Annotated in this window: 15 protein-coding genes; all 15 read right to left on the bottom strand. The window is 44.8% G+C overall.

The genetic code is table 11. The features are described 5' to 3' along the window. Window positions 1-22: 22 nt before the first annotated feature. Window positions 23-1,117 carry a dockerin type I domain-containing protein gene (locus Q7S57_04255; protein ID MDO8512459.1) on the bottom strand — a complete coding sequence of 365 codons (1,095 nt, stop codon included), beginning with the start codon at window positions 1,115-1,117 and terminating at the stop codon, window positions 23-25. Window positions 1,118-1,182: 65 nt separating this feature from the next. Further along, a complete protein-coding gene (locus Q7S57_04260) occupies window positions 1,183-2,694 on the bottom strand; it encodes a glycosyltransferase family 39 protein (GenBank protein ID MDO8512460.1) in 1,512 nt (503 codons plus the stop codon). Window positions 2,695-2,776: 82 nt separating this feature from the next. After that, the gene (locus Q7S57_04265) at window positions 2,777-4,204 is read right to left on the bottom strand and encodes a hypothetical protein (protein ID MDO8512461.1); all 1,428 of its coding nucleotides are present in this window, start codon (window positions 4,202-4,204) and stop codon (window positions 2,777-2,779) included. A gap of 97 nt (window positions 4,205-4,301) precedes the next feature. Beyond that, complete coding sequence (locus Q7S57_04270; protein ID MDO8512462.1) at window positions 4,302-4,583, bottom strand: hypothetical protein; 282 nt, start codon at window positions 4,581-4,583, stop codon at window positions 4,302-4,304. Window positions 4,584-4,726: 143 nt separating this feature from the next. Next, the gene (locus tag Q7S57_04275) at window positions 4,727-5,320 is read right to left on the bottom strand and encodes an MFS transporter (GenBank protein MDO8512463.1); all 594 of its coding nucleotides are present in this window, start codon (window positions 5,318-5,320) and stop codon (window positions 4,727-4,729) included. Between the two features lie 11 nt (window positions 5,321-5,331). Then, window positions 5,332-7,131, bottom strand: a complete 1,800-nt coding sequence (locus tag Q7S57_04280; protein MDO8512464.1) for a DUF2339 domain-containing protein — start codon at window positions 7,129-7,131, stop codon at window positions 5,332-5,334. Window positions 7,132-7,143: 12 nt separating this feature from the next. Further along, window positions 7,144-7,908, bottom strand: a complete 765-nt coding sequence (locus Q7S57_04285; GenBank protein ID MDO8512465.1) for a hypothetical protein — start codon at window positions 7,906-7,908, stop codon at window positions 7,144-7,146. Between the two features lie 315 nt (window positions 7,909-8,223). Then, complete coding sequence (locus Q7S57_04290) at window positions 8,224-8,613, bottom strand: response regulator (GenBank protein ID MDO8512466.1); 390 nt, start codon at window positions 8,611-8,613, stop codon at window positions 8,224-8,226. Then, window positions 8,610-9,362 carry a hypothetical protein gene (locus Q7S57_04295; GenBank protein ID MDO8512467.1) on the bottom strand — a complete coding sequence of 251 codons (753 nt, stop codon included), beginning with the start codon at window positions 9,360-9,362 and terminating at the stop codon, window positions 8,610-8,612. Before Q7S57_04295 ends, Q7S57_04290 begins: the two co-directional genes overlap by 4 nt. Window positions 9,363-9,530: 168 nt before the next feature. Continuing rightward, window positions 9,531-16,856: a DUF2341 domain-containing protein gene (locus tag Q7S57_04300; protein MDO8512468.1), complete on the bottom strand. Its 7,326-nt coding sequence runs from the start codon at window positions 16,854-16,856 to the stop codon at window positions 9,531-9,533. A gap of 316 nt (window positions 16,857-17,172) precedes the next feature. Beyond that, window positions 17,173-17,622, bottom strand: coding sequence for a DUF86 domain-containing protein (locus tag Q7S57_04305; protein ID MDO8512469.1), 450 nt, complete (start codon window positions 17,620-17,622; stop codon window positions 17,173-17,175). A gap of 1 nt (window position 17,623) precedes the next feature. Then, window positions 17,624-18,034, bottom strand: a complete 411-nt coding sequence (locus tag Q7S57_04310; protein ID MDO8512470.1) for a nucleotidyltransferase domain-containing protein — start codon at window positions 18,032-18,034, stop codon at window positions 17,624-17,626. A 178-nt stretch (window positions 18,035-18,212) separates the two neighbouring features. Further along, entirely contained in the window at window positions 18,213-19,499 is a 1,287-nt protein-coding gene (locus tag Q7S57_04315; protein ID MDO8512471.1) for a DUF4147 domain-containing protein, read from the bottom strand. A gap of 178 nt (window positions 19,500-19,677) precedes the next feature. Beyond that, window positions 19,678-21,228: a hypothetical protein gene (locus Q7S57_04320; protein ID MDO8512472.1), complete on the bottom strand. Its 1,551-nt coding sequence runs from the start codon at window positions 21,226-21,228 to the stop codon at window positions 19,678-19,680. Window positions 21,229-21,260: 32 nt separating this feature from the next. Continuing rightward, window positions 21,261-22,340, bottom strand: a complete 1,080-nt coding sequence (locus tag Q7S57_04325) for a hypothetical protein (GenBank protein MDO8512473.1) — start codon at window positions 22,338-22,340, stop codon at window positions 21,261-21,263. Window positions 22,341-22,663 lie beyond the last annotated feature (323 nt).

Consider the following 22,663-nt stretch of genomic DNA (forward strand, 5'->3'; position numbering starts at 1 on the left):
ACCGATAATAAAACTATTTAATTCACGGTGCCACGCACGTACGCGACATAATATTACCCGTCCCTTGATCAATAGCGTTTACCACGGTGATTGAATCTGTTGCGTTGACGACTAGATTACCATCAACATCTAGCGGATTTACCTGGTTCTGCCACACTGCTCCCGTTTTAGTAATTGTCCGTGGAACACCGTCCAAATAGGCTTTTACTAAATTATCATCATCCGCCGTAAGTTTATTATCACCATTCACGTCCAAATATGGTTGTGGACAGGCTAAATCAAGACCACAAGTTTTTGGCGCGATATCACCGGCCCCATATAAATTGATTGCGTTCACAACAAGAGCTGAATCCATCGCCTCTACGATATTGTTATTGTTCACATCTACTGGATTTAATTGGTTCTGCCACACTGCTCCCGTTTTAGTAATTGTCCGTGGAACACCGTCCAAATAGGCTTTTACTAAATTATCATCATCCGCCGTAAGTTTATTATCACCATTTACGTCAAGATATGACGATGGACATGGAAGATTAGCCCCTAAAACAGGAGGAGTCGGCGTGGCGGTTGACGTGGCAACTGGGGTGGCGGACGCTACAACTGGTGTAGGCGTAGGCGCACTATTCGTGCTCGAATTCGAACTGCCATAGCCTTTTTCAGGTTTCTCTCCTCCACCATCGGCAATAATCTCTGCCTTATTCACCAATAACGCCTTTTTGCCGACAACGACCTGTTTGCCATTACTATCTCTTCCGGTAATCTTGATATACGCTTTTCCCAACACGTAATTGGCGGGTAACTGAAAATTCATTGTTTTATCCAGGACTTTGTAAGGAATCGGCCTACAAACAGTTATGAGTTTCACGAGAGAACAAACCTCAATTTTATACACCGTTACACCTTTTACTGCCGGTAACGGCAAAGTTATCATTTCACCCTGTTTTACCGCCATACGCGGTGAATTTGCCTGCAAGACCAATGCCCCAAGATAATCGCTGAAAAACACGACAAAAACCAAAACTAGTGCCGCACCGATCCCCGCACCGACGGCATAAAAAACCTTCTTGATTAAAGTCTTATTTATCGTCGACCCACTGTCATTGGAAATATTATTCATTTTCATTTGTTAATGTTCGATGTTGACACTATTATATTCTTTCTTAAATGTGGTGTAAACATGTCTCACTTCCGCCGATACAACTTTAACATATTCGACCGAAAACCGGTATTATTTGGCACTACAGCCACCAATTCCCAATCTTGATTTAACAAGTTAATTAATTGATCGGCGTTACGAAAGTACGCGTAATCCGTTAGATGCTCCATTAAAAGCCACCTCACTTCCCCGTCTTGTATCGCAGACGAAACTTTTTCCCAGGGCGGCAAAAACAAATTTTTCTCATCTTCGGCAATAAAATCATACCGATACCACAATGGATGACTGATATTGAATAAGGTTTTATGACCGGATAAATAAGGAACGACTGTCGCCGCGGTTAATACCGACTGGTCGCTTGGAATCAGGTTTTTCATCTCCAAGGCCATGGTTTCGGAAGCGTCAGCAGTAAACATGCCGGTCCAAGGAGCAGTAAAAACCGATACATAGCTCAAAACATTTAACACAACAAAACAAAGAACAACCAACACTTTAACAAGCAAAATATTTTGTTTCCAGATTTTTGAAATTACCCAGACACCCAAAACAGTGATCGGTACCAAAAAATCCGCAACGTAGTCAGGTAGAAACGTGGGCCAGGTGGCATAAAGCGCCGTAAGCGCAACAATCCACGAAACCCCCATTAACAGTAGATTACCAAACTTCCAATTTTTGAAATTGGTAAGTTTTAGAATTATCCCCGCAACCGCCAATAACACGATGACGACATGGGCCGTCGCAATTCGACCAAGAATTTTTATAGTATCAAGTATTGTTATACCCCAAATATTCACACTGGAGTCACCGGCAATCCGACTACCAATAATATGTGCATAACCACTGCCAAATAATTCGCCTAAACCAGAATAACCGTAAAGTTTCAGTATTAAAATCCCAAGCAGCAGTAACACCAAAACAGATCCAAAGCCGAACAACAAGAAAAATTTACGAATTGATATAATATTTTTCCGCTTCTGTAAAACCAACAACACCAACGGCACAAGCAACACCAAATTAATCTTGCGTGAGCCTACAGCCAACGCAAATGATATCCCGCTCAATACAATCCACCAACCAAGTCTCTCCTTCCGAACAGCCCAAATAGCCAACGCGATAGTAGTTGCCGCAAAAAAGCCGGCAATCGCTTCGGTATGCCCCAATCCTGTAAGCACGACCGGAGCAGAAAAAGTAAACCAAATAGTCGACGCCATAATTAAATTCTTTTCAAGTCCATAGCGAACAATTATTAGCAAAGGAAGTAACGTCGCCAAACCAAATATTAACGATGTCACCCTCGCGGAAAAGAGAGACCCGTTAGAAATAAAAGTAAATACAGTAAATAAAAGAATCGCGACCGGCGATTTCGTAACTACATCACCGCCCGGCAATTCCCCGCGCAAAATCGTTTTTGCGTCATAAAGATATGCCCCCTCATCATTCGTAAACGGCATATGAAACATAAAGTACAAACGCAACGCAAGTCCAATCGCGATCACACTCACTATCAGTCCAGTTTTTTTCCAATTTAATTCTTTCATTTCAATACTCATTAGTATGCTTTGACTTTACCTAAAAACAAAACGACTCCCCGCAACGGGAGCCGTTTTTTTATATATCTTTTTAGCGACCCGTGTATGGTAACGGAACATAAGGACCATATGGTAGTGGTGGCGTTGGTGTTGCTGGATTATTAGAACCATAAGGCAACGGTGGCGTTGGTGGAACATACGGACCATAAGGTAACGGTAGAGTTGACGGCACATAAGGACCGTATGGTACCGGCGGTGTTGGCGGAACAACATAATTGTAAGACATCGCCAACGAAGTCCACGTGCCCACAGGACTCTCACTGTCCACCGTTGTTGTTGCCCAACTACCCGAGGCATTTGAAGCAAATTCCAATGTTCTCTTTACCTCATCATAATAACTCACATACAAATTATTTTTATCATCAATCGCTAATGAGTTATATTTCCCAACTTTTCCTTGACCTATTGTCGTTAATGACTGCCATCTTCCGGAAACCATACTCAAACATTTTAACTGATAATTAACAATACTTGCACCACCGGTAAAACAAACGTATGGGATATTATTAACATCAAGCGCTAACGACGTATTAAAACCAACAATACCAATACCGGCTGTCGGTCCTGAATCCACCAAAGAGCCCACCCATTTACCGGAAACATTATTAATATATTTCGGTTTATTTTTACCGTAATAGCTTATATGTACTTTTCCAAGTGCGTCAGTTTTGACAGAAACACCGAAACCGGAATAACTTTCTCTATCCAGAATGCTGGTAACCCAAACTCCACTTGAGTTTGTCGCGTATCTTAATGAACCAATTCTACCGCCACTAAGAAATTGGTATCCAACATGCGCTTTGACATTTTTGTCCAAAGCCAAGGAAATATATCGCCCCGGAACGTCAAGAGTAGAAACTCCTTTATCCACAACACTCATTACCCAACTGCCGGAAGCATTAGTCGCAAATTTAAGATCTTTATTGGTATTGTCCGCGTAGGCAATATAGACCTTATTATATTCATCCAACGCTATCGATGGATACCAACCGACGTTGCCAACACTATCAACAACAGTCGTTTCCCACGATCCCGAGACAGAAGCATTCGTAGCGTATTTAAGATTACTATCTGACGCGTCGTAATAAGCAATATGCATTTTGCCATTTTTGTCAACAACCAATGACGTATCTTGACCAACTTTTCCTTCAGAATCCACGCTCGCCAATGCCCAGTTTCCGCCGATATTTGAGGCAAATTTCAAATCGAAATTTTTTGCATCATAATAAGCAATATTTACCACGGGAACCTTCACGGCGGCGGCACTGGGTCGGGGTACGGGCGTTGATGCTGGTTTAGAACTACTACCCTTGAGTAGCGTTGAAGTCTTAAGATAACCGCTAAACGCGTACGAAACCATGGCAATACTTATTACAAACAGCAAAACCACGCCACCCACCACCAGTGTCTTTTTTTGCGTAGTCTGCCCGTCGGTTGCCAACCAGGAAGATATCGACATTTTTTATTTGTTATAAATTATGTTTTTAGTGTAACACAATTTGGAACGACACAACAACAACAGGAGGCAAATGCCTCCTGTTGTTTTGGAACACCTATTACCAACCCAGATTTTCTATTACCTCACTCGCCGATCGATAACGCTTTTCTCTTAGCGTTTCCGCTAACCACTGGCGATCTTCCGGCTCCAGATCCGCCATATTATCGCACGCGCGCGTCAGGTCAACTTTTTGGGCTGGGTATTTTTGGTGTTCCCTTAGGTGCGTGAGCACCTCCGACCGATTGTGCATGTTTTTGTTAGCACCCCCTTTCGAAAGGTAATACTCCTCCCTAAAAACAGGTTCGTCAAAAAACCGTGTCAACAACGAAAAACAATACATTTAAATCCCAAATCCCAATGTCCAAATCCCAACAAAACCGTAAAATCTCAAATGACTAAAACGGTAAAATTTGGGTATTAATTATTTGGGATTTTGTTGGTCATTGGGGTTTGGGATTTGGGTTTTAAATGCCAAATTGACAGTTAAGATTGTATCCTTGCAAGATTCTTCTTTTGACGCAGTAGTACAAACAGAAACCCACATCCCGCCAGAGCAAACACTCCAACCAGCGCGAAAGTAAGCCGAAAACCGATGTATTGCGCCACGAATCCCCCGATAAACGCAGAAACCGCCGTGCCGATCCCCACCATTGTGGAATACAGACTCCACTCATAGCTTTCTCTCCCCTTATCGAGATGCGTGCTCCAAATACCAAGCCAGGCGGAATAAGCCAGCCCGCTCCCCGCTCCGTGCAAAATCTGCGCCAAGTAAATATAGGAAATTGATGAAGAGAAAATATAGATAAAAGGAACCACGGCAATAAAAACAGTACCCAAAAGCAACCACCGTCCGCGCGAAACATCCGTCATTTTATCCACGCTTCGCGAAAATGGTAGTTGCACAAGTGACTTAACGAGTAAGAAAAGCGTGCTGGCAAAAGCGGCGGAAAAAACGGTCCCACCAACCAAACCATCCTTAATATAAATAGCCAAAATAGGATCTATCAATCCAAAACCGGTCAAAACAAAAATGTCCGAAACCATCAACAGTTGAATTGTGCGATTGATGCGAAACATAAAAGATACAGCTACTCTTCTAATAGGTGCTGTAATTTGTCTTTGTTGAGATTGTAGGCAAATCCGATACCCAAAAGAATGGCTCCCAAAATCATGAACGAAAAAATTCGCGCTACAATATCCAGATTTGCTAAATCATTAACAAACACCCGCACTACCGTAATTACTAATGCCGCCAAACCCAATACACGAGCATCGCCCCACTTCCCCATAAAGCCACCCAGTACGACGACCAAACCGATTAAACCCCACAAGATAGAGGGAATAGCAGCTGAAAATTCTTTTTGCGTCATAATAAAGAGAACAAGCAAACCCGCCCCGAGAATAATCGCCGGCACCCGAAGCATATTGGATGTTTTTACAAACGCCGTCCTTGTGCCCCGCGCAAGAATTGCGCCGATTACAAAAAGAAAGGCAATAATTATCCCCGTGATTACATCCGTTGGAATTACATCAAGCATTCCGTTGCTACCGATATCGTTGATGACGTAGCGAACTACCGCGAAAACGACAGGTAATAACGCATAAACCACCAGTCTTGGTCGCTTTACCAAAATTGCCCCCCAAATAATAATCCAAGCGATAAGTGCCCACACAAAAGACACAACAGAGCTATTTTCAACAAACAAGAATGGTAAGCCAAATAAGCCGGTGACTAACGCAAATAATGCTACAGCCACCATTAACGAACGAGCCTTTTGTTCTCCCCAGAACAGCAAAAATAAACCAGCGTGCAAGCCGCAGATTACAAAAAGATAATATCCTGTACCCAAACGCTCAAAGGAAGCGATTAGCGGATTTAGCGCCGCCAGGCCAAAAAATACTGTCGCAAAAGATGAGATTAAAAGCGTAATAACATTAAAGTTGGGAATTTCACTCTTTTCGTTACCGCGGGAAAAAATGATCCCCGCAACAATCAAAGCCCAAATAATGATTAAACAAATCAACCCAAGGAAATTCTTCTCAAACAAACCGCCACCCTGCCCGGGCAATAAACCACCGACTTTTATGCTCCAGAAAATATAGGAAAGATAAGCTCCAAGTGTACCTGGCAAAAGAAGCGCTTCCCAGGGCATAAAACGCGCGATAATCACAACGCCCGCGACGATAATTACCGAGCCGATAATTGAAAACAGCGACAACGGAGAAAGAATTGTGGTGAGTGTTGCCAATATCAGGGCTAACGCCACAAAAAGACGGGATTTTTCAAACAATGCGAAAACCAAAAGACTTACTACCACAAAAGCAAGGAGGAAAAGTTCTAAAGCCGGTGAGGTGATAATCTTCGTGGCCGAGAAAAAATACATCGCATACGTTGCGAGATAAACAACACCCCAAGCGCCCGCCGCGACAATTTGCGCAAACTGTTGATATTTTTTCCAGGTCAAGATGGCAACACCAAACAAAACTCCGCCAACTGCGTAACTAAGAACAACTTTACCGCCGGGACCAAAGAATTTAAACATATAAGTGACCAAAAACAAGATCCCTAGAAAAAGCAGGACAACTCCAACGACACTAAACCACTTCTGCCCAATCTCAAATTCCGCAGACTTATTTTGTGGTTGTTTTTTAACTTGAGAAACACCAGTGGGTTTAATACCATACAAGCTATTTATTTCTTGTTCCGACATATTCCCAGCCATAGTCTTTTGTTGTCCGGAAACAATCGGAGCAACTGTTTGTTTGTTTTCACCGCTCCCTTGTTTTACAGCACTCTCCACCACGGAAAGACGCGACTGAAGATAATCAACCTTGCCACTCAACTCATCGATCTTCTTTATTAAGTTTTCTTCAAAATTTTCTTGCATATGTTTGTTCCCTTATCTAAATAATTCACGAAGAACTGAACCTACCGCCTTAAAAGGCAAAAGAAAAACATCTTCACCACGAGAGTAATTTGCCCTACCATAGCCAAAACGGATTAAAACATCAGCATTGTTGTTACGCCAATTTTCCCATTCCGTATTAGTGGAAATAAACGAATGAGAAACACGTACAACACCATCCCGGGCAACTGTGATCGGTTTTTCCACTGCAGTAAAAAGCGGGTGGGTAAAACGAACAACGTAATTACCCGGAGACAATTTAACATTTTGCGTATGTTGCGCGTCACAGACCAGGGGATATTTAGACCCGACCGGTGTGCAATCAGGAATGGATATCTTCGCGTCCGGCGGAAAAACGGCCACCTGCACCAAACCGGTGGTGCCGGGGTTGTAATTATAGCTATAGTTATAAGTTTTTCCTTGATTATCCGGGACGTAAACAAATCCCCCGCTTTTTACGGTCAACGTGACTGGTTTTAGATCAGTACGATCCAAGAAAACCAGCTCATGTGTGCCAGCCGTTACCGGAACAGCGTTTGGGCCATTCATCTGCAAAACCTTATCGACGGTTATTCTTCCTGAAAGATCAACATAGATCGTCGCATCTGTTACCACTTTTTTACCAAGTTCCGACTTCATTCCTACGGTTATCAAAATAACCGCCAGCACCACCAGAGACGCAAGCAGGACAAAAACGCCAATGAGCGAAACCAATTGTTGATTACTGTTTGTTTCTTTCGCTTGTAGATCGTTCATCATGTGTATTTATCTTATCATTCAGTTTCCTTTATAATAACATGAATACTTCTCCAGACAAGTCAACTGATAATATGCTTAAAATTTATGTGCCGTTAATCATAACAATATTGATCATACCACTAATCCCCCTTCCAGCACCGCGTCCTACGGCCCGATTGATCGCGAAATAATCCGCATTCTATATTCGGAATATCTAACACCGGGATTAAGTGGAACCGAAATCACACGCTGTCTTTCGGGACAATAATTGCTTAATACCTGTACCACATTCCAAGTGGACCAACCTTGGTCCACTTGGAATGTGGTACAGGTTAATCACCCAATCCTGTCTTGTATCTCCTTGACCAGCTCTTTCGGTGTCAGTTCCGCTTTCATTAAGAAGCCTTTGGCGCCCAGGGATAACGCTTCTTCCGCCACTTTATTATAGCCGGCATTGGAGAGGACGATAACCGGTCCGTTCGGTTTTTTAGGTCTGTTGCTCACTTCTTGCATCGCTTTTAAGACGCCGATACCGTCAAGGTTAGGCATCATTAGATCGAGCAGGATAAGGTTGTATCCGCCTTGACGTAACTTGGCGATACCCTGCACCCCATCGGTGGCTGTTTCTAATGTATACCCTGCTTTTGTGATTATAAGCGTGTACATCTCTCTTAAGGCTTCGTCATCTTCAACAAGGAGGATGGATTTTATGATTTCAGCAGTCATTTTGTTTTAGTTCCTTTATCTTTCTTGGCTAAAAAGAGGTTCTTGGTAACACCGTGCTCGAATTCACGGATGATGGTGAAGATTTCCTCTACGGTATCGCGCATTTTCTTCAACATTGTCGCGGCTTCTTTGGGAGAGAGATTTTCTTCTTCCAACTCGGCCAATCCTTGTTTAAGATAAGTGACGGGCTGACGGAGATTGACGCCTACTCTGTTAACGGAGTTTTGAAGGAGATTCTCCAAGGCGGAGTTGTTTTTGTCATCTCCTGTTTCCAGAACAAGAATATCTTTTTGATCTTGTTGGACTTTAAGGAAGTCACGTCTTAACGCCAGCGAGATGGGAATGACGGAAAGAAGAGACAGTAAGAGCATAATGTCAAAACTGCCTTCAACATCACCGGAGAAAAGAAAGATAAAGATAAGAGAGAGGGTATAGACGACGGAAACGCGGAACGGATAGATGAAAGAAAGGCCGACACCAAGCAGGTACAGCGCGAAGAAGAACGGCGAGTGGAACCAACCGGTGACGGAGACGACGACACAAGTGAACACTGCCCAAAGCAGGATGGCTAACTGCGGAGTGCGCTTAGGGAGAAACTTTAGCAAAAGAAGCGCGGCACAAAGCAACGCGATGACAAAATACAAAAGACTGTTTAACGGTTTAACGGAAGAGAGGATGAAGAAGAGAATCGGGAGGAAAAAGTAGCCGACGGTAACAAGATTTAGTTTGTTTTTTATTTGTTGGAACATGGAGTGTTAATTTAACTTATTTGTTAATGTGAACAGTATAACGCTAAATCAGAGATACTACAAAAAATATATGTTTTAAGAATTTCTAATTACTAATATCTCAGCCGTCGCTATCCACTTCGCTGAGGAATTAGACATTGGGAATTTCGGGCACAATAATGTGCCCTTCTACTCCCCTTTCGTCACGAAACCATAATAAGCGTCATACGTTTGTTCCTTTTGTAGATCGGTGACGATAATTTCAAAGTAATATTTTGTATTGGGTTTGAGGTTAGTCAGCTTCGCCGTTTGTTGATTGCGATAGTCGTTGATAAATATCTCCTGGCCGTACATTAACGATTCGCCGTAATTGACTTTGGCACGAGTAACGTGGGAGGTTGTCCAGTTAAGTACGGCCGTGTTGTTGGTAATTTCAGAAAGATGAATGTCTCCGATGGAAAGCCCTTGTTCATATTTTCCCTGCAAAGCTTCTAACGAACCAACTGAAGCAAGACGCAATCTTTCCGTCACCCGTTGTACCGGCTCCACCATAAAGTTCGCCACCCGCGTTCCTCCTCCCGCCAACGCCAAGCGATTCTCTCGGCCTTGACTCATGAGGTTGTGAAGCCAAGTGCCGGTGTTCTTCGCGATTGTTACCGTTCCCGCCAAAACCTTATAACGGAACGTGGTGTGCGCCCCCGCGAAGAGGGAGATGGTGGTCTGCTTCGTCGCGTTAAACTGTCGGCCGAAGAAATCGACGGTACCTTCGACCAGACGATTGGTAGATTGCTTAAGCGCGGTCTGGTTGGCCGTGATATCGGCAAGGATGGCATCTTTCGGCACGTTGATCCCTTGGATCTTCTCCATCATACCAAACACACTCGCTTGAAGGTTGTTTGCCAGTCTTTGGGCGGGATTAACCGCCAGATTGGTAAAGCGTTCACTTTGTTCGGCAAGGGCTAATCTATTGCTTCTTCCTTCCCACATCATTCTCTCCCACCAGTTCTCCGTGTCCTGCATAAAGGTCATGGCGATGGTGATAACACGGTAGCGGATAGTGGTGTTGGCATTCATAAAGAAGGCGATCGTTTGATCTTTGGCGAAATTAAACCAGGCAAGAAGCGTACTCTTAAGTCCTTCCCAGAAAGAAATAATGCCGTTAGTGAACGCGATCAGTTTGTCGATGGGGAAAAATCTACCTAAGAACGCGTCCAGATTTAAGGCTTGTTTTTCCGCTCTTAACTCCGCCTGTTTTTCCAGGTTGTCCAACCAGAGAGCGGGAGAAGTGCGGGAGGGAGTTTTTCCGGCTTGGTACTGCTTGGTTATTTCAGCGGGGGTGAGAGGTTTAACGGCCAGTTCTTCCAGCGGGGCGGGAGTAGGCGAAACAGAAACTACCGGACTGGGAACCGTCGTGACTGTTTCCAATAGCACTATTGTAAAGGAGAGAAAGTCGGAATCGCCCGTTGCGTTGTTGTTGTCCGTGGCGCGTACCTTCCAGGTGTGGGGACCTTTGACGAGACCCGCTTCGGACTTGAGGGTAATGGTGATGGTGTCTTGGTTGGCTGAAGCGGTGTAGTCGGAGTTGTCGACGGTAGAACCGGGGGAGAGATTGTCTATTGTGTATGATTTAGTTGTGCCGGCTGTTGTATAGATGAAGAGGGTGTACGACTTGATACCGTCTACGGTCGCAACTCGGCCAAAGGTGAAGGAAGGAGTAAGAGTGGATAGTTCACTGTCGGGAGCGGGAGCATAAAGCTTGGGGGAAGCGGGGGCGAGGGCGAGAGTTGCTACCGTGACGGAATTGGAAGAAATAGAGGTGCCCTCGTTGTTGTATGAAGCCACTTTGCGGGTGTATGACTGGCCCCTGGTGAGACTTGTTTCGGTATAAGAAGTTGTATTGGCTGTGGTAATGGTTTTGATCAGGTCGTTATTCTCATCAAAGAGTTTGAAGCCTGTTTCCCCGCTGCTGTTATCCGTCCAGCTCCAAGTGATGGCGGTGGAAGAAATGGCGGTACCGGAAAGTAGCGATGGCGCGTTTAGTTTGGTAAGCGCGGAAACGGTAGAAGAATAAGCGGAGTTGCCGGCGTTGTTGTATGAAACGACTTTACGGTTATAGGTGGTGTTTTCGGAAAGAGACGTCTCGGTGTATGTAGTTACCCCGGTTGAAACGGTCGCAAGAAGCGTCCCTGTAGAAGAATACAGTTTGAAACCGGATTCGTTACTGCTGTTATCCGTCCAGTCCCACTTAATGGAAGAAGAAGAAAGAACGGTGGCGGTTAAACCACTGGGTGCAACGGGAACCGTATCCACGGTGGCCAGCGTGGTATCCGTTAATTGATCGCTATTATTTTGCGGATCGGTGTACTGGGCGGTGATGGTGGCGTTATCCGCGCATTCCAAGATGCCGTTCTCTGTCGTGGGACTGCCGGATAAGAGATTGACGGTTAACCCGCCGGTGTAGCGGAAGACCATCGTGGCGTTACCGGTTTCGGTTAAGACTAATGATTCTTCGTCCGCGCCACAAGTGACGGCGACGGCGCCGGTGATCGTGTCGGGTACCGTGCCGTTGAGATTGCCATCTTTGTCCGAGACGGTGATGTATAACTTGTCTACGTCAAGCGAAATGGCGCCGGCTTCATCAAAGTTGCTGTCGGTGATAAGAAAATCAGTGGCAGTGGCGTCAAGACGGCCTGTTCCCTCGTTGATGGTACCGAGGTTTAGGAGATTTCCAACAAGAGACCAGATGTAGCTGGCGAGAGAAAGGGTTTTAGTGACGGCGATGGATAACAGGTTGGTAATGGAGAGGTTGGAACCGGCGGTGACACCACTGTTAACTGTTACCGTGTCCCAAGCGACTTCCCCGGTGTTGATGTTTTGAGTGGTACCATTAAGTGTTAGGGTTCGACCAGTGGTGTTGGCAAAAGTGCCGTTTGTTCTGACAATATTACCGCCGACCGTTAAATTAAAACCGTTCAGATCCAATATTCCTTCGGTCAAGGTGAGGTTGCCATTAACAGTGAGCAGACCTGGCAGTTTGTATGTTCCACCTGTCGCGTTAAGCGTGAGATTATAAAAGAGATTATTGCTCGGATAGTTCCAAGTGGTTTGGATGCCTGTGCCGGTATAAGTGACCGTTCCCGAATCGGTGTCTACGGTAAGGGTTAAGGTTTCCGCATTGGTTAATTGGAGGTTACCGAGGTTACTGAATGTTCCGGTCACGGTAAGGTTCTTGCCGTTCAAGTTTAATGTTCCTGCGGTGATGGTGAGGTTATTATTGACCACCGTGTCCGCCGGTAAAGTCCAACTGCCTGATACATTGTTAAATGTTAGATTATAATATGGGGTAAGATTGGAAAGCGTGTAACTCCCGCCACCGTCATAAAGAATGATGCCGGAATTAATATCAACGTTAGTAATCGTGATTGTTTCGGATCCAAGGGCTTCAAGGGTGCCGTTGTTATCCAGCGTGGTGATGGAAAGATTGTTACCGCTGGTGTTTACGGTGGAATTAGAGGAAATAGAAAGGATATAGAAAGGACTACCGCCGGCGTTAACGGTCTGCGTTCCCGCTTTGTTAAATGTGACGGTGCCGGAACGGGCGGTGAAGGTGCCGGAATTGCTCCAATTGCCGGCAACATTCAAACCGTAGTTAGACGCAGTTGCGTCCAATGTGCCCGCGGTGATTGTCAGATTGCCGTTTACCGTAAGCGCGGCTGGTAAATTGAATGTGGCGCCACTGCCGTTGATTGTTAAATTATTATAGGTGTAATTCTTGAGAGTATAAGGACCACTGGTGCCATAGTACAAAAATGTGCCGTGCGTGGCGTCTTGCGTGAGTCCGGTGATGGTTTCACCTCCCTGCAGAGCGATTGTTCCGTTGTCGTTGGAAAATGTAGCACTGGTGGCTGTAAGATTTTTGTCATTCAGATCAAGTGTGCCTGCGGAGTTGGTGAGAGTGGTGGTAACCGTCAGATTGTTTCCTGTGAGTTGCAACGTGCCGACTCCGGAGTGGACAAGTTTTGGTATTGTTTTACCACCTGTGTCTAAAGTCTGTATGCCTGTTGCTTTGGTAAATTGCATGGTGCCTCCATTAGCGCCAATGAGAAATGTTCCGCCAGATATAGTAACATTGCCGGCAAAAGTGGTAGTGAACGCCCCGTAGGCAATATAAATAGAGTTTGAGCCACTGTTGGTAAAGGAAACATCACCGTTAAAGGTGTCTCCCGCATTAGAGCCAAGCAGCAAATACTTGTTATTGCTGCTGTTGGTAAATGAAGCGGTAGAATTGAAAACTGCCCCGCCCGCTCCTGCCGCGCCATAACCCAATTCACCGTCGCCATTATTGGTAAATGCGGCAGTGCCGTTGAATGTACCCCCACTAATTTGAATGTCCGGAGCAACCACCGTGATGTTATTGGCAAAGCTGGTGGTTCCACCCACCAAAAACTTGGCTGAGCCTGTAAGAGTCAGTGAAAGGTCGGCGGTATTGCTGTAAGTCAAACCTCGTACAGACAAGAACCCTGCTGAAAATCCGCTCCCGCCGACAGAAATGGTTTTAGTAGACGCAAGGCTTCCTGTGCCAGTGTAATTTTGTTCGTTAAACCGTCCCAGAAAAACCCCTGACTGAGCTCCGCCGGTTCCATTCGTGTTGTTGACAATAATATTTCCGTTGAAGACGTTTCCCGTACTGTTAAGATAAACTATTATACCAGACGTTCCGGTGTTAGTAAAAGCAATGTCACCGTTATAAATATTCGCACTAGAGTGGGCTATGCTAAAATATCCACTTCCACTGTTAGCAAAAGAAGACGTTGAGTTAAAAGTGTTTCCACCTACGCCAGCATCGTTTGAAGACCCGGTCTTGGTGAATGTGGCAGTTCCGTTAAAAATGCCACCGTTTAGGAGAATGCCCGGATACGTCGCCGTGAACGCGCCGGTGAAGGTTGGAGAAGTTGCGCCGTTTTTCGCGATGGTAAGAGTCGTGCCATCCGCAGTGACAACACCGGAGTTGAATGTCCCGCTTGTGCGAGTGATTGACCCGCCGGTGATGGTAATGTCTCCGGTGACTGAAACAGCACTACCCGCATATGCAAAAGTTCCACTGCTTAAAGTAAAAGTGCCCGAATCAGTAATTGCTCCGGCGCCTGCGGAAAACACGCCGTCGGCTTGGGTAAAGCCGTTGGTTCCAACGGTGACGGTGTAGCTTGCTGATTGTGTAATGGTTCCGGTGTAACCGCTGGCAATGTTGATGCCTTTGACACTGGCGTTTTGGTCTATGGTGGCGTTACCGGTGGCGGAGGAATTGAACACTGCAATGTCGCTGGCGGTTGGAACCGCTCCGCCTTGCCAGTTGCCGGCTGTGCTCCACAAGTTGTCGCCCGAACCATTGGTCCAGACAAAATTTCCGCCAGTAATAGCTTCCTGCGAGCCGAGGGTCTGGTAAGTCGCAGGTGAGGACTGGTTATTGTATTCCGTGGCAATCCAGGTGGCGGAGCGGGCAGTGGAGGAGATGCGGACTTCGTCAAGAGTACCGGTAAAAGAATAGTTACCGCCTGGATTTGTCTGATAGGATGAGATATATCCTGGTATTCCGCTAATAGTCTGATTATTTTGCGAAAACGAACCGTCAAGGATGTTATTATTATTGTTATACATACGGATCGTCTTTGCGACTGAATCGACACTGACCGCAATATAATGCCAACCGCCATCCAACCATGTTTGTGCACTGGATGTGCCAATAACGGAACCTACACTTCCGTCGGACCACTGAAGTTGCAGGGTGTTGGTTCCGCTGTCTATATAGAGCCACTGGAAATTATTACCCCCTTGAGCACCGCGTTGCCATAAACCCGGCCAAGCCCCTGGAAAGCTGACAAATTTAAACCATCCTGTATAAGTCATTGACGTATACGACATCCCTGAAAGCGTGCTCAAATAATCACTCGTCCCATTAAACGTCAGCGCGCCATCAGCTTTGCCTGTGGTGGTCAGTGCGCTTGTATTCTGCTGGGCTGTGCCGGTATTGGCATTTGATGTTGATTCAGAAACGGTGGTGTTGGCGGCATTTTCTTTCAAGTGCCACACCCCTTTATAATTCGCGTCCCACACATTCGCCGCATCCTGCTGGCTCGCGGCAGAGGTATTGCCATAATATAGGTATAGGGTGGTATTGGTTGAGACAGATAGTGTGGGAATCTTCACCCACACCCAGAGCTCGCCTGTTGCCGAGGTGTATTTTTCTATTTCATGGGAGAGCTTGGTTGTGCCGTCTGAAGAGGTAATCACGATGTCATTGCCGGTTGATTGAGCATTGGCGGCGATATTGGCGTCAGTGGCAAAATAGATTAAAAGCGGGAAGTTGGTTTGGTCAGAGGTGGAGACAACTGTGCTTGAGACGGTGAGCTGTTTTCTGTAAGACCAACCTGTGTACCACCCCGCCGGGTCCACAATGTAGTCAAATTCAACACCACCTCCGACCACCTTCAAGTCAAACTCGTCTGTGGGGGTCTGGAGGTTGGTGAGAAGGATTTGGTAGGTGTTTTCTTTATCAATGTTTTCAAAAGTTGCAATCTTTTCTCCTTCTTTAACATTGCCGTCTTCGTCTGTATAAACCGGATAGACTTCAATCTTTGGTTTTTGATCATTGAAAATTGATAATTGATAATTCCTTGCGAACAAGGTGATGTCCTTAGTGTTATCTAACACTTGCTGAAAAGTGACTCTCACAGTTTGGTTTTGTTTGATACTTGCCCAGCTTCCGTCTTGACTCTTTACCTTGTCGTAGATGTCACTGATTATTTCTTTGTTCTCGTCTAATTGAAAAGCTTTACTGATGTAGATGATTTCAAAGACTTGGGTGGAGAGATGCGGGACGGTCCATTCGATGTAATCCAACTTGCCGTTATCATTTCTGTCTTCGGCTTTGAACGGCATGGCTTGGTTATTGTTGTTCTGCCATTTGATTTGGATTTTGTTTTCTTGCCCCACTTTGTAAATCTCGGGGATTTCCGTGCCGGTGACGACGTTTTGGTAGGCGGAGGCGCCGGTCGTCGCGTTTTGGTCATTAGAGTTTAGGGTTTTGTTGGGATTTGGGATTTGGACATTGGGATTTACCGTCTCGTCCGGTGCGGAAAGTGTCACCAGCTTCCCCGTATCCGTGTCTTCTTCTGTTTTCGTGATATTGGGCTTTCCCTCCGGTGTCGCCGTGGGACTGGGATTAGGAACGGGGGTAACGGGCGGAGTAACGACGGGCGTTGGATCGGGAGTTGGTAGCGGTGTAGGATTTGGAGTCGGTGTTGGATCAGAAGTGGACATCGGTGTTGAAGTGGGAGTTGCTTCACCCAGTACCACTCCCGAAGTGGCCAACGTGTCCACTTCGGGAGTGGTACTGGTCTCTTGCGATGAAGCAAAGCCCTCCTCCGCGGAAAGCTTCGGCGTGGCATAGCTAAACCAACCCATAAATAAAATAACAGTCAGAGTGACAAGAAAGACCGATTTAAAAGTTCTTAACATACGTATTTGTATTCCTGATTATTGTAGCACGAAAACCGCTTTGTCATTGAAGCACAACCGAACAATGATCAAGAAAACGTAGAATCGTCGCGCCCACTTCCGATGTGGCCACTATGTCAAATACCTTAACCTGTGATTACACAAAGGCTTCTTGATATTGTTGTGAAGTTTTGCTAGGGTTAACCTCGTTGGGAGTCGCATAGATTGGATCTATACCGGCTCCTTTTTACGCTATTGACATTCTTCGCCATTTTGATATAGTCGGTACGTTATCCATTTATCCAAGGCTCTCGCGAGTACAAATAGGTGGATTTCTTTAATTTAGGGGCTTTGTATCTTTCAAAAACTTTTCAATATAACTGATGAATTCACCCAAATCGCCTAGATTTTCTTTTATAACCGTCAAGAGTTCTTTCGGTTCTATTTTCCAATAAAGATGTACCAATCGGTTTCTGTAGCCCGCCATTCCCTTTATTTTCTGGCTAAAATCTTTTGATAAGACGTTATAATCACCCAATGACAAAATAACCTGGGTATAGTCCTTTTTCTTTCCGTTTTGAGGAATTCGCGACAAAATATGCGTTCCGATTGTCAAAACCGCTTCAATGGCAATTCTTAAATGATAAGCCGATAGATTGTAATTGTCGTTATCTTTTAAGAATTCATCTAAATCCATCTTCTGAAACTTTTCCAATTCCAAAACAACGTTTTTAATATCGCCTATCCGTTCAATTATTTTTTCTTTATTGAAATTTTCTTCCATCATTTTATTTCGCAGAAAACGCTAAGACGCCTTTAAAATACTCATCTATAAAATATTTATAATCCCTGTAATAATTGGCGATTTTTTCCTCAAAATTCATCGAATTTTCTTTATTTTTTGAATAAATCAACTGACCGTCGTTGATAATTTTATACTGAAAATGCAACAAGACCTCGTCAATAAAAACCAAGTCAATTTTTGCTTCGGCAAAACACGACGATAAATCGGAAAAAATGTTCCCATATAATTTTCCCCTTTCTTCTTCTTTAGGCAGGCCGTTTTTGAACCTTATTCCAATATCAAGATCACTGTCTTCTCTCGCAAAACCGGAAATTCTTGAGCCAAACAGATAAACATCAGCCAAGCTGTATTTTTCTGCCATCTCTTTTAATTTTTCTTCGTTAAATTCAACCATTTTCCCATCATATCACAAATCAAAAATTTTCCAATGGACACAAAAACCCTGCCTGCAACATCCTTGTGTTTAGTATCCTGTTGTCCAAGCAACCGTTCACGGAGCGGAGCAACCTCTTTGTCCCCCGTAGCATTGTGCGAAGGGAGATGCTCCGCTCCGTGAACGGTGCAGGATTAAATTATTTTTTTAACACCAAAAACAAATCTGATATGTTGATGTTCATTAGACCCGTATAAACCTGGCTGCCGGTTTTTTTAGTAAATTCGAAGGAGTTGTTTTCGGCTAAATATTTTTTCGTATCCAGTCGCAATTTCTTTGCTTTTAATACGACTTCCGTATCGGTCAACGCTCCAGCGGCAGCAGAATTGTCGTGACCGTCGGACGCAACCGAAAGCAAAACTGTATTAACTGGAATTTTTTCTAAAGCCCCCATGGCCACTTCATAGTTTCTACCTCCATGGCCACGTCCTGTTATATGAACCGTCGTCTCTCCGGCAGCAATTAAAGCTTCGCCGCGCTTCACGCTTTTTACCAGCATTTCCCCCACTTCACGTGCTTCCCCGGACAGCGCGGTCGATAAGACCCGCGGTTTAAATCCCGCTTTTCGCGCCGCTTCTACCATCGCTCGCACCGCCACAACATTGTTTACAACTAAAACATTCTGGACTTTCTTAAACAATCCTGTGTCGTTTGGCGTCTCTACTAAATCACCGGCAACGATTTTGCACGTCTTCGCCACCCCATACTTTATTAAAATACGTTTTGCGTCTTTCGCTGTCGTAGAGTCTAACACCGTCGGGCCCGACGCAATCATCCCAATATCATCACCGGGCACATCGGAAAAAATCAGCCCAACAATTGTTGCGGAATGCGCCATTTTCACCAGTTGCCCACCCTGCAATGCCGACAAATGTTTTCTGACAGTATTCATTTCCTTAATCGTTGCTCCGGCGCGCATCAGGTTTTTTGTCACACAAACAAAGTTTTCTAGTCGAATACTGTACGGCCAGAAAAGCAGCGCCGAGCCCCCACCCGAAACAATCGTAATCACCAGATCTTTCGGACCCGTTTGTTTAAGCAGAGCGACAATTTCCGCCGTCGCTTTTAAATTTCTAGCACTTGGAAAAGGGTGAGTTCCGGCAATACTTTTGATATGTTGCAGTTTGGCACTGCACACATCGATCACCACGCCCCCCGTGATGCGTTTGCTCAGCATTTTTTCTAAAACTCGCGCTGTTTCTACCGATGCCTTACCGCATCCGATCACAAAAATTTTCTCGTAATTTTCCAAGTCGTAAACTTTCTTTCCCACCCGCAAATTACCTCCATTCACAGCCACATGCCTCCGAATCGCCGTTTCCGTGCTTACCGCCGTCATTCCCGCTTCAAAAATATCCAAGGCAACGCGCCGCAAAGGCGTTGAGATAAGAGAGTTATAGTTACTAACTATGTGCTTAACAGACATGGTTTTAATATAACACAGTGGCGAATTTTCAATTATCAATTCCCAATTTTCAATTAATTATCCAGCCTTCGCTAAAGCTTCGGCCGGCAGGCAATGGCTCAATTATCAATTACGGCGTCGTCTTTTGATAATTTAAGACTTGATCATTAATTGATAATTGACCATTGAAAATTGATCATTATACGAGATCTTCCTTCCGTTCTCGAACGAACGAAAACCACTCCTCAATCAGTCCCAACACCACTTTAAACGGCGCCTCGATAAGCGCGTCCATAATAAACAGAAAAATGTTAATCTGTGTCGCCCGCATTGATATCTCCCGACCAAAGTCTATTACCGGTACCGTTAAGAAATCAAAAACAAACGAAAAGAAACCTTGCTTCTTGGTAACGACACGAAAATCTCGCATTGCGGAACGTAGGCGTAACCCCAAGAAACTAACTAATGCCAAAAACATAATGAAGTAAAACCCGCCAAGCAAGGAAAAATTAAGAAAATTAAGCACCCACACAATAACAATCAAAGAAATAATGGCTGTCAAAACGTAAAATGTCGCAAACATGTTTTTTCGAAAAGACTTCCCTTCGACCGCTGGAATACGCACATCGGGCAAGCTGGCGTCTTTAGCAACAATATTTTGAACAAGCTTAACCATCCGTTCTGTATTATCATTCCCCGGTCGCGTTACTGTTCCCGCCATCAAAAAAAGCAGAGTGGATGGAAATAGTAAATTAATCATTAGCGGAAAATATCGTACCCCGCCAAGAAACAATTCATATGGCACTTCCGTCGCGATAGCCAAAATACTTTTGGTAAGAAAAAGAAAAGCGGCCGCGTGCCAAACCCGTTTCAGCATTTGCTGTTCGGTCTTTTTAATTCTTCGCAACAACAAATCACGCACGCTCACGGCCAATAAATCGTTATTAGCAAGAATTACCGTGGCATTCGGCTGTCGCAGAACGTCGCGCAAAATACGATACGGTACAGCCGGTCCGTGGAGCCTGCGCAACACCCTCACCGACATTGGCGAATAAAGCGCCGTTTCTATTTCCTGTTGTAAGTGTCCAAAATTTTTCACTACCAAATCTAATTCCGAATCATTCAAATCTTTTTTCAGCCACACCGGCTCTGCCGTTCTGTAAAGATGCCAGAAAAGTTCCGCTTCATCGGTTTTTGCCAGCACGCGGTGACAAGCAAGAAACAATTGCGTGTTTTTATCTTCAGCGTCGATGGTATCATCTTTCCAAATTGTTTTTTTCTCCAACTCTTCAAAAAAGAAATAAACCAGCGCGTCATCTCCATCGCGCGGGTAGACAACACGATCCACCTCCACGGCCACCATTGGTAAAAACCATTTTGGCACGTTTTGGTTATTGTGATTAATAAAACGTACGGCACGTTTAAGAACAATAGAAATATCCACCGCTAAAGTTCGTGATGTTGTCACAGGAATATAATGACCACGGGCCAAATCTTTCAGTAGCGCTAGCGCGAATTTTTCAGTCTCGGATGACAATTCCCAACGCAAATTAATGAAGCGTCCAATCGCCTTCCGTCTTAAAACATCTTCGTCTCCCGGATCCAACAAATTACGAAACCTTTCATACGCGGAATCAACCTGTTGGGTCGCCGAATAAATTTCTATCGCATCATCGTTTCCGGTAGACCGCTTTGGCACCTCTCGCGAAACGAAGAATGCGAGCAGATTTTGGATTTCAGAGCGAATCATTGGTTTGGAATTTAAAATTTTAAATCAGGGTTTTATTGCAAGCAGGTAGCATCAGGCAACCAAACTTCATAATCACCACCCACAAAATGCCGAAAACCAATTTTACATTTGTCGCACAACAATGGTTTTCCTCGCTCCGCTTCCTGTTGGGCGCGATATGCCCGACTTTCATTACGCGTCGCTTTTTGCGTCACCCCGTGAATGCAACCGCAATCAACACAAACGTCATAAAGCGGCCATACTTTTTCGATCGCCGGTGGCGTTTCATATACTCTGACGCGCGTATTACAAGCAATGCACTGACGCGGCACCTCAGTAATCACAGCCGAACCATCCTTGGCACAAGCCGGATTTTCGCAACGGTAATAAACTTTTTGCACGCAATCTTTGCACATAATTTCCGGATCGCGGAACATGGCAGGACGCATCATTTCGGGTGTCCATTGGGCGCGCACGCCTTGCGAAACGTTGGCTTGATACTTTCCGTCTTGCCGGTAATCCGTATCGTTCTGTCCCAACTCGCGGCCACGGAAGAAAACAAGTTGCGCATAACGTTGCCCCACTTTCAATGGAATATAGTGTGTATCCGAAGAATTATTGAATTCCATCGTCCAACGGTTGTGGTAACCAATATCGCCCCACCCCGCGCAACGACACACTTCCAAGAAACTGCGCCCGGCCCCGGAACGCGCTTTCATCATTGTTGTAATATCACGTGTTGTGCCACCAATAAATTCGCGGGTACTGGTAAGTAATTGCTTTTGCGGCGCGATAAAATAGATCCTATCTTCCGGATGAAAACCCTCAAGAGTGTTTTCAATAAAACGATTATGCAACCACCAACTGTGACGTGGCGCAAAACAAAGCCGACCCCAAACACGATTAACGTCTTCTTGCGAATTGGGATTAAAAATCCGCCGTTCAATTGTTGGAGAAGTTTCTTCCCAATACCACGGACCGAGCGTCAAATCCACGCTGGAGGATTTTATATTGTCTTCTTTGCCATCCTCGTAATAAATATCTCCTCGTTTTACCGCTTCCAGAATATCCGGCCGTGACATCAATGAATATTTTTTGTAGATTTCGTCGTCTGAAATAGTGGAAGAAGTCATAAAGGAAAGGTAATGCAAAATGTTCGATAAAACAAGGTTGTCATGGGTCATACGCAAAACATGGTTTTAACAAAGCATTAGCACAATTTTAACGTCCATCTTTGCGAGCCATCGCTTTCAAGCGAGGCGAAGCAATCTCCCGTAAATCAATCGTACAAATACTTGAGATTGCCACGCCTTGCCCCTGTCTTCGGCGGACGGTTTTTTCGTTTTTAAATACTGGCTGATTTAAGCCGATTTCTTTTATTTCAGATGGTTATTTGGGTACTGTATTGCTAGAATTATTTAGTGTTCATCCGAAAAAATCACAACAAAAACGGCTC

Source organism: bacterium, from assembly GCA_030647555.1.
Classification (GTDB): domain Bacteria; phylum Patescibacteriota; class Andersenbacteria; order UBA10190; family CAIZMI01; genus CAIZMI01.

What these genes read in the sequence shown, in the direction of transcription:
- Q7S57_04260 (MDO8512460.1), bottom strand. Translation starts at nt 2,694, where the DNA reads ATGAAAGAATTAAATTGGAAAAAAACTGGACTGATAGTGAGTGTGATC.
- Q7S57_04290 (MDO8512466.1), bottom strand. Translation starts at nt 8,613, where the DNA reads ATGACTGCTGAAATCATAAAATCCATCCTCCTTGTTGAAGATGACGAA.
- Q7S57_04315 (MDO8512471.1), bottom strand. Translation starts at nt 19,499, where the DNA reads ATGTCTGTTAAGCACATAGTTAGTAACTATAACTCTCTTATCTCAACG.
- Q7S57_04255 (MDO8512459.1), bottom strand. Translation starts at nt 1,117, where the DNA reads ATGAATAATATTTCCAATGACAGTGGGTCGACGATAAATAAGACTTTA.
- Q7S57_04265 (MDO8512461.1), bottom strand. Translation starts at nt 4,204, where the DNA reads ATGTCGATATCTTCCTGGTTGGCAACCGACGGGCAGACTACGCAAAAA.
- Q7S57_04270 (MDO8512462.1), bottom strand. Translation starts at nt 4,583, where the DNA reads ATGTATTGTTTTTCGTTGTTGACACGGTTTTTTGACGAACCTGTTTTT.
- Q7S57_04305 (MDO8512469.1), bottom strand. Translation starts at nt 17,622, where the DNA reads ATGATGGAAGAAAATTTCAATAAAGAAAAAATAATTGAACGGATAGGC.
- Q7S57_04325 (MDO8512473.1), bottom strand. Translation starts at nt 22,340, where the DNA reads ATGACTTCTTCCACTATTTCAGACGACGAAATCTACAAAAAATATTCA.
- Q7S57_04310 (MDO8512470.1), bottom strand. Translation starts at nt 18,034, where the DNA reads ATGGTTGAATTTAACGAAGAAAAATTAAAAGAGATGGCAGAAAAATAC.
- Q7S57_04320 (MDO8512472.1), bottom strand. Translation starts at nt 21,228, where the DNA reads ATGATTCGCTCTGAAATCCAAAATCTGCTCGCATTCTTCGTTTCGCGA.
- Q7S57_04285 (MDO8512465.1), bottom strand. Translation starts at nt 7,908, where the DNA reads ATGATGAACGATCTACAAGCGAAAGAAACAAACAGTAATCAACAATTG.
- Q7S57_04295 (MDO8512467.1), bottom strand. Translation starts at nt 9,362, where the DNA reads ATGTTCCAACAAATAAAAAACAAACTAAATCTTGTTACCGTCGGCTAC.
- Q7S57_04280 (MDO8512464.1), bottom strand. Translation starts at nt 7,131, where the DNA reads ATGCAAGAAAATTTTGAAGAAAACTTAATAAAGAAGATCGATGAGTTG.
- Q7S57_04275 (MDO8512463.1), bottom strand. Translation starts at nt 5,320, where the DNA reads ATGTTTCGCATCAATCGCACAATTCAACTGTTGATGGTTTCGGACATT.
- Q7S57_04300 (MDO8512468.1), bottom strand. Translation starts at nt 16,856, where the DNA reads ATGTTAAGAACTTTTAAATCGGTCTTTCTTGTCACTCTGACTGTTATT.